The sequence below is a fragment of the Pseudoalteromonas sp. 2CM41L genome (assembly GCF_023161905.1).
In the GTDB taxonomy this organism is placed as follows: domain Bacteria; phylum Pseudomonadota; class Gammaproteobacteria; order Enterobacterales; family Alteromonadaceae; genus Pseudoalteromonas; species Pseudoalteromonas atlantica.
The window spans coordinates 111,166-128,971 of record NZ_JALNTN010000004.1; the positions used below are offsets into that span (position 1 = coordinate 111,166).

At 42.3% G+C, this 17,806-nt stretch carries 17 protein-coding genes; 14 read left to right on the forward strand and 3 right to left on the reverse strand.

Features of this window, described 5'->3' with window-relative positions; translation table 11 throughout:
• The first annotated feature begins 390 nt into the window (after nt 1-390).
• Complete coding sequence (locus MTF64_RS07300; protein WP_029772176.1) at nt 391-843, forward strand: DUF302 domain-containing protein; 453 nt, start codon at nt 391-393, stop codon at nt 841-843.
• 165 nt (nt 844-1,008) lie between these two features.
• Here MTF64_RS07300 and MTF64_RS07305 read toward each other — a convergent pair whose 3' ends face one another.
• From MTF64_RS07305 to MTF64_RS07315, 3 genes are all read right to left on the reverse strand, one after another.
• A complete protein-coding gene (locus MTF64_RS07305; RefSeq protein ID WP_138579778.1) occupies nt 1,009-1,485 on the reverse strand; it encodes an FKBP-type peptidyl-prolyl cis-trans isomerase in 477 nt (158 codons plus the stop codon).
• Nucleotides 1,486-3,909 (reverse strand): ATP-binding protein, encoded by a 2,424-nt coding sequence (locus MTF64_RS07310; RefSeq protein WP_241232299.1) that lies wholly within the window; start codon nt 3,907-3,909, stop codon nt 1,486-1,488. It lies immediately after the preceding gene.
• Nucleotides 3,910-3,986: 77 nt separating this feature from the next.
• Entirely contained in the window at nt 3,987-4,445 is a 459-nt protein-coding gene (locus MTF64_RS07315; RefSeq protein ID WP_004585924.1) for a hypothetical protein, read from the reverse strand.
• Nucleotides 4,446-4,619: 174 nt separating this feature from the next.
• Here MTF64_RS07315 and leuS point away from each other — a divergent pair, with 174 nt between their 5' ends.
• The 13 genes from leuS (at nt 4,620) to lipA (ending at nt 17,748) form a co-directional block, all read left to right on the forward strand.
• Complete coding sequence (gene leuS, locus MTF64_RS07320; protein WP_248451028.1) at nt 4,620-7,208, forward strand: leucine--tRNA ligase; 2,589 nt, start codon at nt 4,620-4,622, stop codon at nt 7,206-7,208.
• Entirely contained in the window at nt 7,209-7,700 is a 492-nt protein-coding gene (gene lptE, locus MTF64_RS07325) for an LPS assembly lipoprotein LptE (protein WP_248451029.1), read from the forward strand.
• On the forward strand, nt 7,700-8,737 hold the full coding sequence (gene holA / locus MTF64_RS07330; RefSeq protein WP_248451030.1) for a DNA polymerase III subunit delta: 1,038 nt from the start codon (nt 7,700-7,702) through the stop codon (nt 8,735-8,737). Before lptE ends, holA begins: the two co-directional genes overlap by 1 nt.
• Nucleotides 8,738-8,748: 11 nt before the next feature.
• Nucleotides 8,749-9,384 (forward strand): nicotinate-nucleotide adenylyltransferase, encoded by a 636-nt coding sequence (nadD, locus tag MTF64_RS07335; RefSeq protein WP_248451031.1) that lies wholly within the window; start codon nt 8,749-8,751, stop codon nt 9,382-9,384.
• A gap of 54 nt (nt 9,385-9,438) precedes the next feature.
• Entirely contained in the window at nt 9,439-9,756 is a 318-nt protein-coding gene (rsfS, locus tag MTF64_RS07340; RefSeq protein ID WP_024033760.1) for a ribosome silencing factor, read from the forward strand.
• Nucleotides 9,757-9,792: 36 nt separating this feature from the next.
• Nucleotides 9,793-10,263 (forward strand): 23S rRNA (pseudouridine(1915)-N(3))-methyltransferase RlmH, encoded by a 471-nt coding sequence (gene rlmH / locus MTF64_RS07345; protein ID WP_004585918.1) that lies wholly within the window; start codon nt 9,793-9,795, stop codon nt 10,261-10,263.
• A gap of 9 nt (nt 10,264-10,272) precedes the next feature.
• A complete protein-coding gene (gene mrdA, locus MTF64_RS07350) occupies nt 10,273-12,153 on the forward strand; it encodes a penicillin-binding protein 2 (protein ID WP_004585917.1) in 1,881 nt (626 codons plus the stop codon).
• Complete coding sequence (rodA, locus tag MTF64_RS07355; RefSeq protein ID WP_004585916.1) at nt 12,150-13,256, forward strand: rod shape-determining protein RodA; 1,107 nt, start codon at nt 12,150-12,152, stop codon at nt 13,254-13,256. The genes mrdA and rodA overlap by 4 nt, the downstream gene beginning before the upstream one ends.
• Nucleotides 13,256-14,020 carry a septal ring lytic transglycosylase RlpA family protein gene (locus tag MTF64_RS07360; protein ID WP_054982217.1) on the forward strand — a complete coding sequence of 255 codons (765 nt, stop codon included), beginning with the start codon at nt 13,256-13,258 and terminating at the stop codon, nt 14,018-14,020. Before rodA ends, MTF64_RS07360 begins: the two co-directional genes overlap by 1 nt.
• 311 nt (nt 14,021-14,331) lie before the next feature.
• Complete coding sequence (locus MTF64_RS07365) at nt 14,332-15,492, forward strand: serine hydrolase (protein ID WP_004585914.1); 1,161 nt, start codon at nt 14,332-14,334, stop codon at nt 15,490-15,492.
• Nucleotides 15,493-15,834: 342 nt separating this feature from the next.
• Nucleotides 15,835-16,113, forward strand: coding sequence for a DUF493 family protein YbeD (gene ybeD, locus MTF64_RS07370; protein WP_024033764.1), 279 nt, complete (start codon nt 15,835-15,837; stop codon nt 16,111-16,113).
• A 19-nt stretch (nt 16,114-16,132) separates the two neighbouring features.
• Nucleotides 16,133-16,786 (forward strand): lipoyl(octanoyl) transferase LipB, encoded by a 654-nt coding sequence (gene lipB, locus MTF64_RS07375; protein ID WP_004585912.1) that lies wholly within the window; start codon nt 16,133-16,135, stop codon nt 16,784-16,786.
• Entirely contained in the window at nt 16,783-17,748 is a 966-nt protein-coding gene (lipA, locus tag MTF64_RS07380; protein WP_004585911.1) for a lipoyl synthase, read from the forward strand. The genes lipB and lipA overlap by 4 nt, the downstream gene beginning before the upstream one ends.
• Nucleotides 17,749-17,806 lie beyond the last annotated feature (58 nt).

Sequence of the window (17,806 nt, forward strand, 5' to 3'; positions counted from 1 at the left end):
ATGCAAATAATTTCATATTCATCCTTATTTTTCGAATTAATCGCAACTAAAATAGGTACTTAAAGACTTTTATGCTCACGTTTTATACATATTCCCTTTGCGCAGTGTTGAACCAAATAAGGAACTCAGATAGTGTGTATTTTTCATACGCTTTATAATAGCAATTCGCATTAATACTTAATCATTTTGTGGGGCTAAACGTGTCGCTACTTGTGTTAAAAAATGCTCATTTACGACTGCATGGATGCAGAAGGTAGCGCAATACAGGAGCAATTGCCGAGAACGACTAAATAGCGAATTTTTTGCCTAGCTATAAACACGTTTTTCCAGCCTCAAAATAAACCACTTAATTAAGCGAATTGGTATCAGCCTTTTTATGAGGAGCAAACCATGTTAAACCGACTATTTTTAGGGGTTATTTTACTCTCGGCCACGGCCGTGGCGAGTGCGAATGACAGCTTAGTACGTTTTCAAAGTAATTATTCTGTTCAAGAAACGGCTAACCGTTTTGAAAAAATAGCCAGTAACAAAGGGATAACCATTTTTGCACGGGTAGATCATCAAAAAAACGCTCAAAATGTTGATATGGAATTGGCCCCTAGTGAAGTGATTATTTTTGGTAACCCAAAGGTAGGCACACCGTTAATGCAGTGCCAGCAAAGTGTGGCGATAGATTTACCGCAAAAAGTACATATATCTCAAGACAACAATGGCCAAGTTTGGCTTACCTATAACAGCCCCACTTATTTACAAGAACGCCACAATATAAAAGGCTGCGAAGAAGTACTTAATAAAATAGCTGTGGTGCTTAATAAGCTTTCTATGGCAGCGGTGGCCAAATAATTAAAGTTATACCAAACCGCAGTAATACTTAATTAAGCGAATTGGTTTTAATATTAAATAACTTAAATAACTTAAATAACTTAAATAACTTAAAAAAACACGCAATAAAAAACCCGTTAGCTAACGGGTTTTTTATAAAGTTAATAACACTTTTTTACGCGTGTATTAAGACTCAATAGCCAAAAGCTCTACTTCAAAAATAAGCAGTGATGCAGGTGGAATACTGCCCGCTCGCTTTTCGCCGTAGGCTAATTGGTGCGGTACATAAAATATGTACTTATCGCCTGGGCTCATAAGTTGTAAGCCTTCGGTCCAGCCTTTAATAACCTGATTTAAACCAAAGCTTATTGGCGTTTTACGCTCTACTGAGCTGTCAAATACGGTGCCATCTATTAACGTGCCGTGGTAATGCACGTTTACTTTACTAGTAGGGTTAGGTGTATTTTCGCTTTCGCCTTTGTGCAGCACTTTGTACTGTAAGCCTGAGGCGGTTTCTATTACGCCCTCAACTTTTGCGTTAGCGACAAGGTAGTCGGCTTCAATTTGCGCGTTAATGCCAGCTTGTTGCTTTGCTTTTTTACTATTTTGAAAAATTAAAAAACAAAATATAGCGATGATCACCGCTAAAATTATATTGATCATTTAGTGTTTTTCCTCATCTTCATCGGCTTCTTTATCTTCTTCGCTATCGCCATTAACTATGTCGGCTATATCTTTTAAGCGTGCTAAAGCAATACCATTAACAGAATCTTCTGGGTATTCGCCGTCAATAATATCGCCGGCATCAATATCCATTAATAAGTTAAGTGCTTGGTCTACAGTTTCTACTGCGTAAATATTAAATTTACCGCGCTCAACCGCTTCAAGTATTTCATCATCAAGTACTAAGTTAACTTGGTTAGATTTTGGAATAATAACGCCTTGCTCGCCTGTTAAGCCGCGCATTTTACACAGCTTAAAAAAGCCTTCTATTTTTTCGTTTACACCGCCAATGGCTTGCACATCACCGTGTTGGTTAATAGAGCCTGTAAGGGCAATAGACTGGCTAATAGGCAAACTGGTAATAGCCGATATAAGCGCACATAACTCAGCAAGTGAGGCGCTATCGCCATCTATATAACCGTAGCTTTGCTCTATGGCTATGTTAGCACTTAGCGTTAAGCTAAAGTGCTGGGCGTATTTGTTCCCTAAATAACCGGTAAGTAGCATTACACCTTTTGAGTGAATTGCTTTACCTAGCTCGGCTTCACGCTCAACATCTATTACACCATCGGCGCCGGCATATACGGTGGCGGTTATGCGTGCGGGTGTACCAAACGACGTATCGCCAATGTGCAGCACTGTTAAGCCGTTTACTTTACCAATGGCTTGACCTTGTGTGGCAATAAGCGTGTGGCCTTCTTTTATATCGCTTAGCATGTTTTCGCTTATTTGGCCGGTGCGGTACTGCTTACCTTCAATGGCTTCATCAATATGATGCGCATCAATCAGTGTTTGCTTATCTTGCTTGGCGTAAAAGCTGGCCTCAGCCACCAGCTCAAGCACATCGGCAAAGCGCGCCGATAATTTATTATGGTGCTCTGCTTGGCGGTAGCTAAATTTAAGTAACCGCACCATGGCGGCCTCTGTGGTTGTGCACTTTAACGTTTGCTGGCAGTACTCACTCACTTTAGTAATAAATTGGTACTGAAGCTTATCGCTACTTGGTAAATAGTAATCAAAGTCGGCAAGTACTCTAAACAGCTCTGCAAATTCTTCATCGTACTCACCTATGGTGTAATACAAATCGCGCGAGCCTAATAAAATAATTTTTACATCAAGAGGAATTAATTGCGGGCGCAGTGTAAAGCTGCTGCCTACTGAGCTGTCTTGATACGGTAGGTCGTTTTTAATTTGGTGCGTTTTAAGCGAAAGCTTTAAGCCATCCCACACTTGCGGGTTGGCCATTACTTTTTCGGCATCCATAATTAAGTAACCGCCATTTGCACGGTGCAATGCACCAGGCTGTATAGAGCGGTAACTGGTTATAAGCGAGCCTTGCGATGTTGAATACTCAATTTTGCCAAATATATTGCCAAAGGTTGGGTTTGGCTCATACACCACAGGTGCGGCATCGTCTTCTTTAAATTCAACTAAAATGTTAGGCGCAAAAAAGTCGGTAAGCATGCCTTTACGGTCAAAATCTTCTTTGCTTTCTTCGCTTTCATCTTCATCGTCTAGCCACTCAAGTACTGCATCAATTATTTCTACGCGAATATCTTTTAAGTAGCGCAGCACTCCAATATGTGCAGCGTATTTATGCTCTAAGTCTTTTAATAATGGCTTTGTAGCTTGCTCGGCTGTGGCCTTTTTTAGATTACGCTGTTTTTCTTTTGATTCGCGTTTCCAGCGAGGCAACTCAATCAGCGCTTCAATTAAGGCATCTTCTAGTTTTTCTATTTTTTCAAAAAACTCATCACGAAGCTCTTCATCTAGGGCGGCAAATTCGTTATCACTTAACTGTCTGCCTTCAACTAAAGGCGCAAAACCTACGGCATTTTTCTCTTCTATTAGCGCTACGCTTTGCTCAAGCGCCATTTCTTCGACTGCGGTAATAGCGCTGTCGTAAGCGTCGTTAAATTCGCTCTCGATTGACTTTTTTTTGCGCTGATAAGCTGGGTTATCAAACGCTGCCGGAAAGGTGTCGAGTACTTCATCTAAAAATGAGTCTATGTCGTCACTTAACTGCTTGCTTTGCCCTGCTTGCATAAATAGCGCAATTGGCTCGCGGTGGTCGTCGTAATTATTAACATACAACCACTCGTTAGGTGTGGGGCGATCTTTTGCGTGTTGTTTAAGTTTGTCTTTTACAAGTGTAAATCGGCCATGCGCGGCCTCACCCATTACATAAACATTATAGCCTGGCAGCTCCATCCCAAGTGAAAAGTCGAGCGCACTTTGGGCGCGTTGTTGGCCTATAAAGGTAAGTTGCTCTGGGTATGGATTGCTCATACACGTGCTAACGTGATTAGTAGAAATGCTCGGTGCGAGCTGTGAAACAGATAATGGCAGCAGTTTTTTCGTCATTCTAACTTCTTTTTGTACCAACATACTCGCTGGCTTTGGGCGTATTAAGTGGCCTACAAGCCACTTAATACATATATTTAGGGTTGTAATGCCTTACGGCTAAAATAAATACCATCACATTCAATGCACGGTGTAATTTGTGTAGCGTGATAAATATCAAAACTATGGGTGCAATTCTTACATACTAATGTGCCCATGGCTATCCATTCGCCTGCGTGATACATCCCATTGTGCTTAAAATCTTGACTAAGAGACTGCCATTCAAGCTGGGTTTTGTCCTCTATGTGTGAAAGCTCATACCATAACGACTCTTTAAGCTCTTGCCATGCAAGCGAATTATAGTGCGATTCGTTTTCTTGAACGTGTTCTATGTCGCGCTGCAAATAACTTTTATAGAGTCCGTATTTTTCTTTGCCTAGGTCTTTAAGTGCTTGCTCAGATTCAACAAATCGGGTCATTGCATCTTTTACTTCGTGATCTTTTACATCTTTTAACCAATTAGTTAAATCGCTAAGCCATGTTTTATAATCTGCCATTTTATACTCCATCAAAATCAAGGGCGTGTTGGCCTTTAACATAGATAAGTATAGGTTAACCTGCACTGAAAGTGAGATTTTAACAAAACCGTGCTTATACGCTGTGATTAGGCTTTTATTTGGGGTATCCTATCGGCAATTTTTTATTAGTTTGCAAGAAGTCTGGAATCATAGATGCAAGAGCAATATAACCCGCAAGACATAGAGTCAAAAGTCCAAAGTTACTGGGAAGAAAACCAGGTATTTAAAGTCACCGAAGATGAGAGCAAAGAAAAGTATTACTGCCTTTCTATGTTCCCGTATCCAAGTGGCCGACTGCATATGGGTCATGTGCGTAATTACACCATTGGTGATGTTGTTTCTCGTTTCCAGCGCCTGCAAGGCAAAAACGTTATGCAACCAATGGGTTGGGATGCGTTTGGGTTACCTGCAGAAAACGCCGCTATCAAAAACAAAACAGCACCAGCTAAGTGGACGTACGAAAACATTGATTACATGCGTAACCAACTTAAGCAATTAGGCTTTGGTTACGACTGGGATCGTGAAATAGCCACGTGTCACCCAGAATACTACAAATGGGAACAATGGTTTTTCACTAAGCTGTACGAAAAAGGCTTAGTGTACAAAAAAATGTCAACGGTTAACTGGGATCCAGTTGATCAAACTGTACTTGCTAACGAACAAGTTATAGATGGCCGCGGATGGCGCTCTGGTGCAGTGGTTGAGCAAAAAGAAATTCCACAGTGGTTTATTAAAATTACTGACTACGCACAAGAGCTTTTAGATGACTTAGACAAGTTAGAAGACTGGCCTGAGCAAGTTAAAACCATGCAGCGCAACTGGATTGGTCGCTCTGAAGGGTTAGACATTGAGTTTACGCGTACCGACAACAACGAAAAGTTTAGCGTATACACTACACGTCCAGATACATTTATGGGTGTAACTTACCTAGCCGTTGCCGGTGGCCACCCTATTGCGCAAGAAGCCGCTAAAAACAGCGATGCAATTGCAATGTTTGTTGAAGAATGCAAAAACACCAAAGTTGCCGAAGCAGACATGGCCACTATGGAGAAAAAAGGCATTGCAACAGGCTTTTACGCGACTCACCCATTAACGGGCGAGCAAGTTCCAATTTGGGTTGCTAACTTTGTATTAATGCATTACGGCTCAGGCGCGGTGATGGCAGTACCTGCTCACGACCAACGCGACTATGAATTTGCCACAGCATACGGCCTAGACATAAAACAAGTAATTGCACCGGTTGAAGGCTCAGAGCTTGAAGTAAATTTAAAAAAAGAAGCATTCACTGAAAAAGGCGTGTTAGTTAATTCTGGCGAATTTGATGGCCTTGATTTTGAAGGCGCATTTAACGCTATTGCCGACAAACTAGAAGCACTGGGTGTGGGTGAGCGTAAAGTTAACTTCCGCTTACGTGATTGGGGTGTTAGCCGCCAGCGTTACTGGGGTTCACCAATCCCAATGCTGAGCGACGAAAACGGTAACGAATTAGCCGCCACCGAAGAAATGCTGCCAGTACGTTTACCAGAAGATGTAGTTATGAATGGCGTTACTTCGCCAATCAAAGCAGACCCAGAATGGGCAAAAGCAACGGTAAACGGCGTACCAGCAACACATGAAACAGATACCTTTGACACCTTTATGGAGTCGTCTTGGTACTACGCACGTTACTGTAGCCCGCGTCACGACGAAGGCATGCTAGACCCAGCAGCAGCTAACTATTGGTTACCAGTGAACCAATACATAGGTGGTATTGAGCACGCTATTTTACACTTATTGTATTCGCGTTTTTTCCATAAGTTATTACGTGATTTTGGTTTAGTAAATTCAGACGAGCCATTCGATCGCTTACTTTGTCAGGGCATGGTACTTGCCGAAACGTTCTACCGTAAAGATGAAAAAGGCGGTGACGTATGGATTTCGCCAAGCGATGTAAATACCGAAACTGACGAAAAAGGCCGCGTAACTAAAGCATGGCACAAAGAAGATGGTGAACCTGTGTTCTCATCGGGCATGAGCAAAATGTCTAAGTCTAAAAACAACGGTATAGACCCACAAGAAGTAATTGCCCAATACGGTGCAGATACTGTGCGTTTATTTATGATGTTTACCGCACCACCAGAGCAAACGCTTGAATGGTCAGACTCAGGCGTTGAAGGCGCGCACCGCTTCTTAAAACGTATTTGGAAATACGCAGTAGATGTGAAAACAGTTGGCTACCAAGCACTTGATAAATCAGCGCTTAGTAACCCACAAAAAGTACTGCGTCGTGAGCTACACAAAGCCATTGCAAAAGTGAGCGATGATATTGAGCGTCGTCAAACGTTTAACACTGCAATTGCTGCCATTATGGAGCTCTCTAATAAGTTATTAAAAGCGCCGTTAAACGATACGCAAGATGTTGCTATTGCTAACGAAGCATTAGAAGCCCTACTTATTATGCTTGCGCCAATTACGCCGCATTTATCGCACCAGTTATGGCAAGAGCTTGGTAAAGAGGGTGACATTTTAGATGCAGCATGGCCTAAAGTTGACGAGTCTGCCCTTGTTGAAGATGAAAAATTAATCATCGTACAAGTAAACGGCAAACTACGCGCTAAGCTAACTGTAGCGGCCGATGCAACACAAGAGCAGGTAGAAGCACTTGCGTTTGCTGAGTCTAACGTAACTAAATTTACTGATGGCGCAACCATTCGTAAAATTATTTACGTACCGGGTAAACTACTTAACGTGGTAGCTAACTAAATGGTTAGCTTTAACCCCCTTAAAAACACATTAGCCTTAGTGCTAATGTGTTTTGTGTTATCTAGCTGTGGCTTTCATTTAAAGAAAGCCTCTAGCCTGCCTGATAACCTTAAAACGCTTACACTTAAAGGTGATGATGAAAAATCATCGTTATTTTTAAACCTTAAAAAAGAGCTTAAAGCCAGTAACGTAGAACTGACACCTTCGGCTAAAAATGTTGCCCAGCTTTACTTACGCAAAGAAAGCATTGAGCGCCAAACCTTGTCGTTGTTTCAAAATGGTCAGGTGGCTGAATACGAGCTTGCCTACGGGGTAAGCTATGTTGTTAAACGCCCAGGCGAAAAAGCCATAGAAAAACGCTTTGAGCTTTATCGTAACTACCAAGACGACCCCGATCACGCACTTGCAAAAGCAAAAGAGCTTGAGCTGCTTATTAGCGAAATTCGTAAGCAAGCCAGTGGTCGTATTGTTAGAGAGCTGTCGCAACTATAATGCGCTGTTATGCTAATCAGTTACCGAGTGAATTAAATAAAGGTTTGAAACCCTTTTATTTAGTGTTTGGTGAAGAACCGTTTCAAGAAGCGCAATGTGTGCAGCAAATACGCGACACAGCAAAAGCCCAAGGCTTTGATGAGGTAATTAAATTTACCCTAATGCAAGGGTTTGATTGGCAAGAAATTATAGCTCAATATCAAAGCATGTCTTTGTTTAGTGCGCGCACTATAATTGAGCTTGATTTAAACCAACAAAAACCTGGCACCCCAGGTAGTAATTCCTTTAAAAAAATAGTCGAGTTAATTAACCCCGATACCATTTTAATTGTAAAAGGGGCTAAAGCCAGCCAAGACGTACAACGTGGCGCTTGGTTTAAAGCACTCGATAAACACGGTGTATTTGTACCGTGCTACCCGCTTGCAGGGAATCATTTAAAACGCTGGTTAGATGAACAAGTAGCGCGCCTTTCTCTAAATATGCAAAACGAAGCAAAATTGAGCTTAATTAACGCTACCGAAGGCAATTTGTTAGCGTGTTTCCAGGAGCTCGAAAAGCTCTCGCTACTGCATGGTAATGCCTTAATAACCCAGCAACTTGTGATGCAAGGGCTATTAAATCAAGCCAAGTTTGATATTTTTGACTTAAGTGATGCCCTATTAAATGGCCACGCCAAGCAAGCAATTAAAGTACTTAATAAACTGGCCAGCGATAACACCGAAGTGGTGAGTATTTTATGGGCTATAAATAAAGAGCTCACCAGTTTGCTCACTATTCAGCAAGGGCTTTTAAATGGCGAGCCTATCGCACAGTTATTTAAAAAAAATGGGATTTGGAAAAACCAGCAAGGCCCAGTGCAAAATGCGATTAACCGCTTAAATATTAATACACTTGAGCAAATAAGCAGTGAGCTTGCACTGTTTGATTCAAGCTACAAACAAGGTAACTTAATTGCGCCTTACCAAGCGCTTGCGCATATTTGTATTAAGTTTTGCCAGCCGCTTGATATTCCAATGCCTTGCCACGCACTTAACTAAAGATTTTTAACATGATTGCAATTTTTGGCGGTACCTTCGACCCCGTGCATTTAGGCCACCTAAATATGGCCTCACAGTGTATAAGTACATTTAACTTATCCACGTTGTACTTTATGCCCTGTGCCCTGCCCGCGCACAAAGCTGCGCCGGGTATAAGTACAGCGCACCGTATTAATATGCTCAATGCCGCTATTGCCCCTTACCCTCATTTTGCACTTGATTTAAGAGAGCTTAATCGTACTGGGCCTTCTTACTCATTGTTGAGTTTACAAGAGCTAAGAGCTGAGCACCCAGATACGCCAATTCTTTTTTTAATGGGCATGGACTCATTTAATAACCTCGACAAATGGTATGAATGGCAAGCAATTACACAGCTATGCCATATAGTGGTTTATCATCGCCCGGGGCAAACATGTAACCCAAATAAGGCGCTTAAAAGCTATGTCAGTAATGCCCACACTGAAGCGCCACAGCAACTTGCCACAAACAACTTTGGTAAGCTTTATTTTTTATCTGGTGAAACCCTTGATGCTGCCTCAAGCACTATTCGAGAGCAATTAAAAAAAACCAATAAAAATAATGAACTATTACCCGAACCAGTCAGTCACTACATTAAGCAACACCAGCTTTATCAAAGTGATGATTAAAACCCCCTAGCATGTTAAAATGCACGCTATTAAATTTAAAATTGAGACAATACCTTGGATTCGAAACAACTACTTGCCTTTGCACTAGACAAAATTGACGATATGAAAGCACGCGACGTGGTACAACTAGACGTACGTGACAGCTCAGACATTACCGATTACATGGTTGTGTGTTCGGGTACTTCTAAGCGTCATGTGCAATCAATTGCCGATAACGTAGCAAAAGAAGCTCGCCACGCTGGCGAAGAACCTTTAGGTTACGAAGGTCAAGACGAAGGCGAATGGGTACTGGTAGATTTAGGTGATGTAGTTGTACACGTGATGCAAGATCACGCACGTAGCTATTACGATCTAGAAAAACTGTGGGGCTAAGCGCCACTATTTTTTAATTGAGCTTGGAAGTATTACGTGAAAATACAAATGATTGCCGTTGGCACAAAAATGCCAGCATGGGTAGAAACCGGATTTGCAGAGTACCAACGCCGTTTTCCTAAAGATATGGCGCTTGAGTTAATAGAAATTCCGGCCGGTAAACGCGGTAAAAATGCCGATATTAAACGCATTTTGCACACCGAAGGTGAAAAAACCTTAGCCGCTATTCCAAAAGGCAATCGCATTGTTACCCTAGAGGTAACAGGTAAACCACTTGATACTCACCAGCTTGCTAAAAATATGGAAAAGTGGCAGCTCGATGGCCGCGACGTTAGTTTGCTTATTGGCGGCCCTGAAGGGTTAGCCCCTGAGTGCATTGCCGCCTCTGAGCAAAAATGGTCGTTATCTAACTTAACGTTACCGCACCCTTTAGTGCGTATTATTGTTGCCGAAAGCCTATACCGAGGCTGGAGCTTAAATAACAACCATCCTTATCATCGCGAGTAACGCCTTGTTATGATTAAGCAAAGACCCACAATACGCGACCATTCCGCTGAGGCAAACTTATTTGCACGGCGCGCATTTGTGGGTTTTATTTTTGTTTTAGGCTTAGTGGCAATTTTGCTTTCTAATCTTTATACCATTCAGGTAGAAGAACACACCGACTATCAAACCCGCTCTAACGATAACCGTATTAAAGTAATTCCTATTGCGCCAAACCGTGGCCTCATTTACGACCGCAACGGTGTACTGCTTGCTGAAAACAAACCCGTTTATAACCTCGAGGTTATTCCTGAAGAGGTCGACGATTTAGCTAAATCGCTTGAGCAAGTTAGCAAAATAATTACGATTACCGAGCAGCAAAAAAAAGACTTTATTGATGACATAAAGCATACGCGTCGTTTTAAGTCGCAAGTACTAAAAGCCCGCTTAGATGAAACCGAAGTGGCCCAATTTGCGGTTAATCAGCATAAATTTCCGGGCTTTAGCATTGAGGCGCGCCTTGCACGCTTTTACCCATATGGCGATACGCTAACCCATGCATTAGGCTACGTTGCAAAACTAAACCGCAAAGAACTTAATAAGTTAGAACAAGAAGACCAAGCCACAAATTACCGCGCTACGCACGATATTGGTAAGCTTGGCATAGAAAAATATTACGAGCAGCTTTTGCATGGCCAAGTCGGCTCTCAACGCGTTGAGGTGAATAACCGCGGCCGTGTTATTCGCACATTAAGTATGACCCCCCCGCAGCCGGGCAGTGATTTAGTGCTTACCTTAGATATAGGTTTACAGCAAATAGCCCAACATGCGCTTAAAGATATGCGCGGCGCGGTTGTAGTAATGGATGCCAAAGATGGCGGCGTATTAGCACTTTATTCAAACCCAAGTTACGACCCTAATTTATTTGTCCATGGTATTAGCAGTAAAGATTATAAAGCACTGCTAAACCCCGACCGCCCTCTAATTAACCGTGCCACTCAAGGGCGCTATGCGCCAGCTTCCACAGTAAAACCGCATATGGCTATACTGGCACTTGAAGAAAACATTGTCAGTGAAAGCACCTCGGTGTGGGATCCTGGTTTTTTTCAAATACCGAATGTTGAACATAAATGGCGCGATTGGAAACGTTGGGGCCACGGCCATGTAGATGTTTACAAAGCGATTGAAGAGTCGTGCGATACTTACTTTTACGATGCGGCATACCGCTTAGGCATAACAAAAATTAGTAATTTTATGGCGCGCTTTGGCTTTGGTGACTTATCGGGAATAGACATACACGAAGAAACCACAGCCATATTGCCCTCAAAAGAGTGGAAAGAAGGCCGCTTTAAAGAGTCGTGGTGGCGTGGCGATACTATTTCAGTGGGGATTGGCCAAGGGTATTGGACTGCCACCCCTATTCAAATTGCTAACGCGACTAACATATTGGTTAATAAAGGCATAAACCACCCGCCGCATTTAGCACAAGTGGCTAAAAAAGAAGACCAAGTGACGCAAATTAATAACGAAGAAAAACCGCCAGTGGTACTTAATAACCCTGATAACTGGCGTATCGCGCTCGATGCCATGCACAATACCGTAAAAAAAGTAACAGGAACGGCACACCGTGCATTTAAAGGCGCTAATTATGACCCTGCGGGTAAAACAGGCACAGCGCAAGTAGTGAGTATTGCCCAAGGTGAGCGTTACGATGCAAAATCACTAAAGGAGCGCCAACGCGATAACGCGATTTATATTGGTTTTGCTCCGTATGACGACCCTAAAATTGTGGTTTCAATTGTGGTAGAAAACACCGGTGGCGGAAGCTCTGTGGGTGCACCTATTGCACGTGAGCTAATGGATTACTATTTTGCAGCAAACCCAATAGAAGTTGCTAGGAATACAGCGCAATGACCGTATTAAACACCCAGCGCTCGATATGGATGCGCATGCATTTAGACTTACCGTTACTAATTGCCTTATTACTTATGATGGCAGGCAGTATCACCATAGTATATAGCGCAAGTGGCCAAGACTCGGCCATGATGATCCGCCATATCACCCGTATGGGCGGCGCTATTATAGGCATGATAGTGCTTGCACAGTTCTCCCCCGCGACTCTTAAACGCTTAGTGATCCCCCTTTACTGTGTTGGGTTACTCATGTTGGTGGGCGTATTGCTATTTGGCGTGAGCTCAAAAGGCGCTCAGCGCTGGTTAAATTTAGGTATTACTCGCTTTCAGCCCTCAGAACTTATGAAGCTGGCAGTCCCTATGATGGTGGCTTGGTATATTGGCCGAAACCAACTTCCGCCACGTCCATTACACCTAATTATTGGCTTTGTCATCGTGATGCTGCCTACCTTATTAATTAAAGAACAGCCCGACTTAGGCACCTCAATTTTGATTGCCAGCTCAGGAATATTTGTGTTGTTTTTATCGGGTTTAAGCTGGCGTTTAATTGGCTTTTTAAGCTCGGTTGTCGCACTGGCTGCATGGCCATTTTGGCACTACGGTATGCACGACTACCAAAAGCAGCGCGTATTAACGTTTTTAGACCCAGAGAGCGATCCGCTTGGCTCGGGGTATCATATTATTCAATCCAAAATAGCCATCGGCTCAGGCGGTATAGAAGGTAAAGGCTGGTTGCAAGGCACGCAATCACAACTCGAATTTTTACCAGAGCGCCATACCGACTTTATATTTTCGGTATTAAGTGAAGAGTTTGGCTTATTTGGTGTGTGTGTTTTATTAAGCCTGTACTTATTTATTATCGGCCGTGGCTTATACATTGCGGTAAACGCGCAAGATGCGTTTGGTAAATTATTGGCCGGCGCCCTTACCCTCACCTTTTTTGTTTATATTTTTGTAAATATAGGCATGGTATCGGGCTTGTTGCCTGTTGTAGGTGTACCTTTACCCCTTATTAGTTATGGCGGCACCTCTATGGTGACGTTAATGGCCGGATTTGGCATTATTATGTCAATTGCGACAGATAAAAGGATGCTTTTAAAATAATGAATAAGCCTACCCAGCTGTTATTTATTTCAGCCTTAATATTTATGTTAAGCGCATGTAGTAGCGGCTCTAATAGTCGTTATCATATGGAGCACGACGCCGCACCTTTACGCGCGCCAACCGCACTTGAAATGCAAGATGCCGTTGTGGTGGATGTTAAAAAAAGTGCCAGTGCAAGTCGCCCCTACGAGGTATTAGGCAAACGTTATACGCCAATGCTTGATGAAAAAGGGTATACAGAAGAAGGGATCGCTTCGTGGTACGGCCGTAAGTTTCATGGTTACCATACCTCAAACGGTGAAATTTACGATATGTTTGCCATGAGCGCTGCGCATAAAACCTTACCCCTGCCAAGCTTTGTACGCGTTACTAATACTGCCAACAATAAATCGGTGATTGTACGTGTAAACGACCGTGGGCCGTTTCATGATGACAGAATAATAGATCTTTCGTATGCTGCTGCTTATAAATTAGGCTATTACACTCACGGTACAGCCAAGGTTAAGCTAGAGGCGATTACGCTCGACAGCATTCCTGCACGTAAAACATATATACAGGTAGCTGCGGGTAGTACGCTTAGCAATATTGAAGCATTAGCTTCTACATTACGCCTGCAGTATCAAGTACCTACTAATATAGTAAAAGCAGACAACATTTATCGTTTGCATTTGGGCCCGATTAAAGATGCCCAGCATGCACAAGACGTATTAAAAAAATTAAAACAAAACCAATTTCAAAACGCGTTCTTGCTTTACACTCAGTAAGACAAATACCTAAACCACGCCAAAATGTAGGATTCAGCGTTGTATTGGGGCTTAAAATCTAGGTGTTATTTTTTAAATGGCAATCCCTTTTAAAAAATAACAACACAGAAAATCAGCCTCAGTGAAACGCCCTAAAGCGTGGTTTAAAAACGATTTATACTGCGTTATTGATTTGAACAATAGAGTGACTATTATTGACAATCAATGCCTTGTCTAAGTTGTTTTTAATTCCAACGACGCTCGCATCTCGGGGTAGTTTGGGTATAAGATGGACTAACGCGAATTTTTAACTTTAACCATTAATGAGTATGATGAAATCAATTAAACATAAAATCCTCAAAGGTGTATGCGGCTTAGTTTGCACAGCCGCCGTATTTTCAGCCAGCGCCCAAATTATTCCGGCTCCACCTCAAATTAATGCAAAAGGTTATTTTTTAGTAGACTTTACAACAGGTAAAGTTATTGCTGAAGGTGAAGCTGATACAAAGCTAGCCCCTGCAAGCTTAACTAAAATGATGACCAGTTATGTAATTGGTACAGAAATAAACGCCGGTAACATTGCACCAACCGATATGGTTACAGTGAGCGAAAAAGCCTGGGCTAAAAACTTCCCTGAATCGTCAAAAATGTTTATTGAAGTAGGCAAGCAAATAAGTGTTGATGAGCTTAATCACGGTATTATTATTCAATCTGGTAATGATGCGTGTGTAGCCATGGCTGAGCACATTGCAGGTAGCGAAAGCGCATTTGCTGATTTAATGAATGCCCATGCCGCTAAATTAGGCATGAGCAATAGCCACTTTATTAATAGCCACGGTTTAGATACAGACGAGCATTACACTACCCCACGTGATATGGCGACCCTAGGCGCTGCACTTATTCGTGATGTACCTGATGAGTACGCACTTTATAAGCAAAAATCGTTTACTTACAACGGTATTAAACAATATAACCGTAACTCTTTGTTATGGGATGAAAGCCTAGATGTTGATGGCATTAAAACGGGTCACACATCAGAGGCAGGTTATAGCTTAGTAACGTCTGCGACTAAAAACGACATGCGTTTAATTGCGGTTGTTATGGGCACATCAAGCGAGCGCGCACGTAAAGTAGAAAGCAAAAAACTACTTAACTACGGATTTCGCTTTTTTGAAACAATTACACCTTACAAAGCAGGCGACAGCTTTGCAGAGCAACGTATTTGGATGGGTAATAAAGAAAATGTATCGTTAGGCATTTTAGAAGATACCCCAATTACCATTCCACGTGGTCAACATAAAAACCTTAAAGCTAACTTTGAGCTAGACAACACGCTTGAAGCACCATTAGCGAAAGGCACTAAAGTAGGTACGTTATTCTTACAACTAGAGGGCGAAGACATTGCACAATACCCACTAGTTACACTTGAAGAAGTGGAAGAAGGCAGCTTCTTTAGCAAAATTTACGACTACTTACGTTTACAAATTATGTAAACGTAAAAATAACCCGACAGTCGTTGGGTTGTTAAACGAAGCGCCTCTGTTATGAGGCGTTTTTTTTTGCTTGAAAAATGCTAGAATGCGCCCCATATAAGCAGGATCACCCTAAACCTGCCAGTCACGCTTAGCGTTATACCAATTCGGTTAATTCAGTAATCTATTTTGAGGCTGGAAAAACGTGTTGATAACTTGGCTAATAAATCGCTATTTAGTTGTTCTAAATGAGCATTTTTTAACGCAGGTAGCAACATGTTTAGCCCCGCAAAATGATTAAGTCTTATTGCGGATTGATATTATCTCACGTAGCCAACATTTTTTGTTTGAGGAGTCACCGTCGTGGTTCAACCTGTTAAAAATACTAAATTTGATGAGTACCTTGAGTACCCATGTCCGTTCACATTTAAAGTTATGGGTTTAGCAAACGTTAACCTTACGGAACAAATTTTAGCTAAATTACAACCTATTGCACCTGGTGACTACGCACCAAAAGTGAAGCCAAGCAGTAAAGGCAATTATGAGTCGGTAACGTTTGTTGCCACAGTGACAAGCGGTAAACACATAGAAGAAATTTACAACGTGATCAGCAACATTGATGACGTACGCCATATGCTTTAAGCCATAGTTGAGACTTGTTGTGAACGAAAACACTTTAATCGTACGCCAACTAGGCCGTCAGCGTTACATGCCAATTTGGCAAAAAATGCAAGCCTATACCGACACCCGTGACGACAGCTCGCCAGATGAAATTTGGCTTGTAGAGCACGAGAGTGTATTTACACAAGGCCAAGCTGGTAAAGATGAGCATTTACTCGCCCCTGGTGACATAGAAGTCATTAAGGTAGACCGTGGCGGGCAAGTTACTTACCATGGCCCCGGCCAACAAATGATGTATGTATTATTTAACTTGCGCCGCTTAAAAATCGGTGTGCGCGAGCTTGTTACATGGCTTGAAGAGTGCATTATTGATACCCTTAATGAGTATGATATAAAAGCCTACGCAAAAGCCGATGCACCCGGTGTGTACGTAAACGACAGTAAAATTGCATCATTAGGATTACGTGTTCGTCGTGGTTGCTCGTTTCATGGATTAGCATTAAATGTTAACATGGACTTAAGCCCGTTTTTACGCATCAACCCGTGTGGTTATGCCGGCATGAACATGGTGCAAACGAAAGAATTAAACGGCCCTCAAAACTTAGCACAAGCAGGTGAAGGGCTGGTAAAACACATGATAAAGAAGCTTAATGCAACACAGGTTAAGCATACTGAAGGGTTTGAAAACGAATGAATAAACCAGTCAAAATGGAACCAGGTGTAAAACTACGCGACGCAGAAAAAATGGCGTTGATCCCCGTTAAAGTTTTACCTACAGAAAAAACTGAAATGTTGCGCAAGCCAGAGTGGCTTAAAATTCGCTTACCAAAATCTACCGAGCGTATCGACGGTATAAAACAAGCTATGCGCAAGCACGGCTTACACTCAGTATGTGAAGAGGCCTCGTGCCCTAACCTTTCTGAGTGTTTTAACCACGGTACTGCTACCTTTATGATTTTAGGTGCTATTTGTACTCGTCGTTGCCCATTTTGTGATGTTGCCCATGGTCGCCCACTAAAACCTGATGCAGCAGAGCCTGAAAAGCTTGCACTGACAATTAAAGACATGAAGCTTAGCTACGTGGTTATTACCTCGGTTGACCGTGATGATTTACGTGATGGCGGCGCACAGCATTTTGCCGATTGTATTCGCGAAATCCGTAAGCACAACCCAACCATTACTATTGAGATTTTAGTGCCAGATTTTCGTGGTCGTATGGACCGCGCACTGGAGATTTTAATTGAAACGCCACCTGATGTGTTTAATCACAACCTAGAAACTGCCCCGCGTTTGTACAAGCTTGCGCGCCCGGGTGCCGATTACAAATGGTCGTTAGAATTACTTCGTCGCTTTAAAGAAGCGCACCCAGAGGTAAAAACTAAGTCTGGCTTAATGGTTGGACTAGGTGAAGAAATTAGTGAAATAGAAGAAGTATTACGTGACCTACGTGCGCATAACGTTGACATGCTTACCGTTGGCCAATACTTACAGCCTTCTAAGCATCACTTGCCAGTTAAACGTTACGTGCCACCAGCGGAATTTGACGCACTAAAAGAATACGCTGATGAAATTGGCTTTACGCATGCTGCCTCTGGCCCATTTGTTCGTTCAAGCTATCACGCTGACCAACAAGCTGCAGGTAAAGAAGTAAAATAATTACTTTTTAAAACGCATTAAAAAAGCCCTTAGCAATTAAATTGCTAAGGGCTTTTTT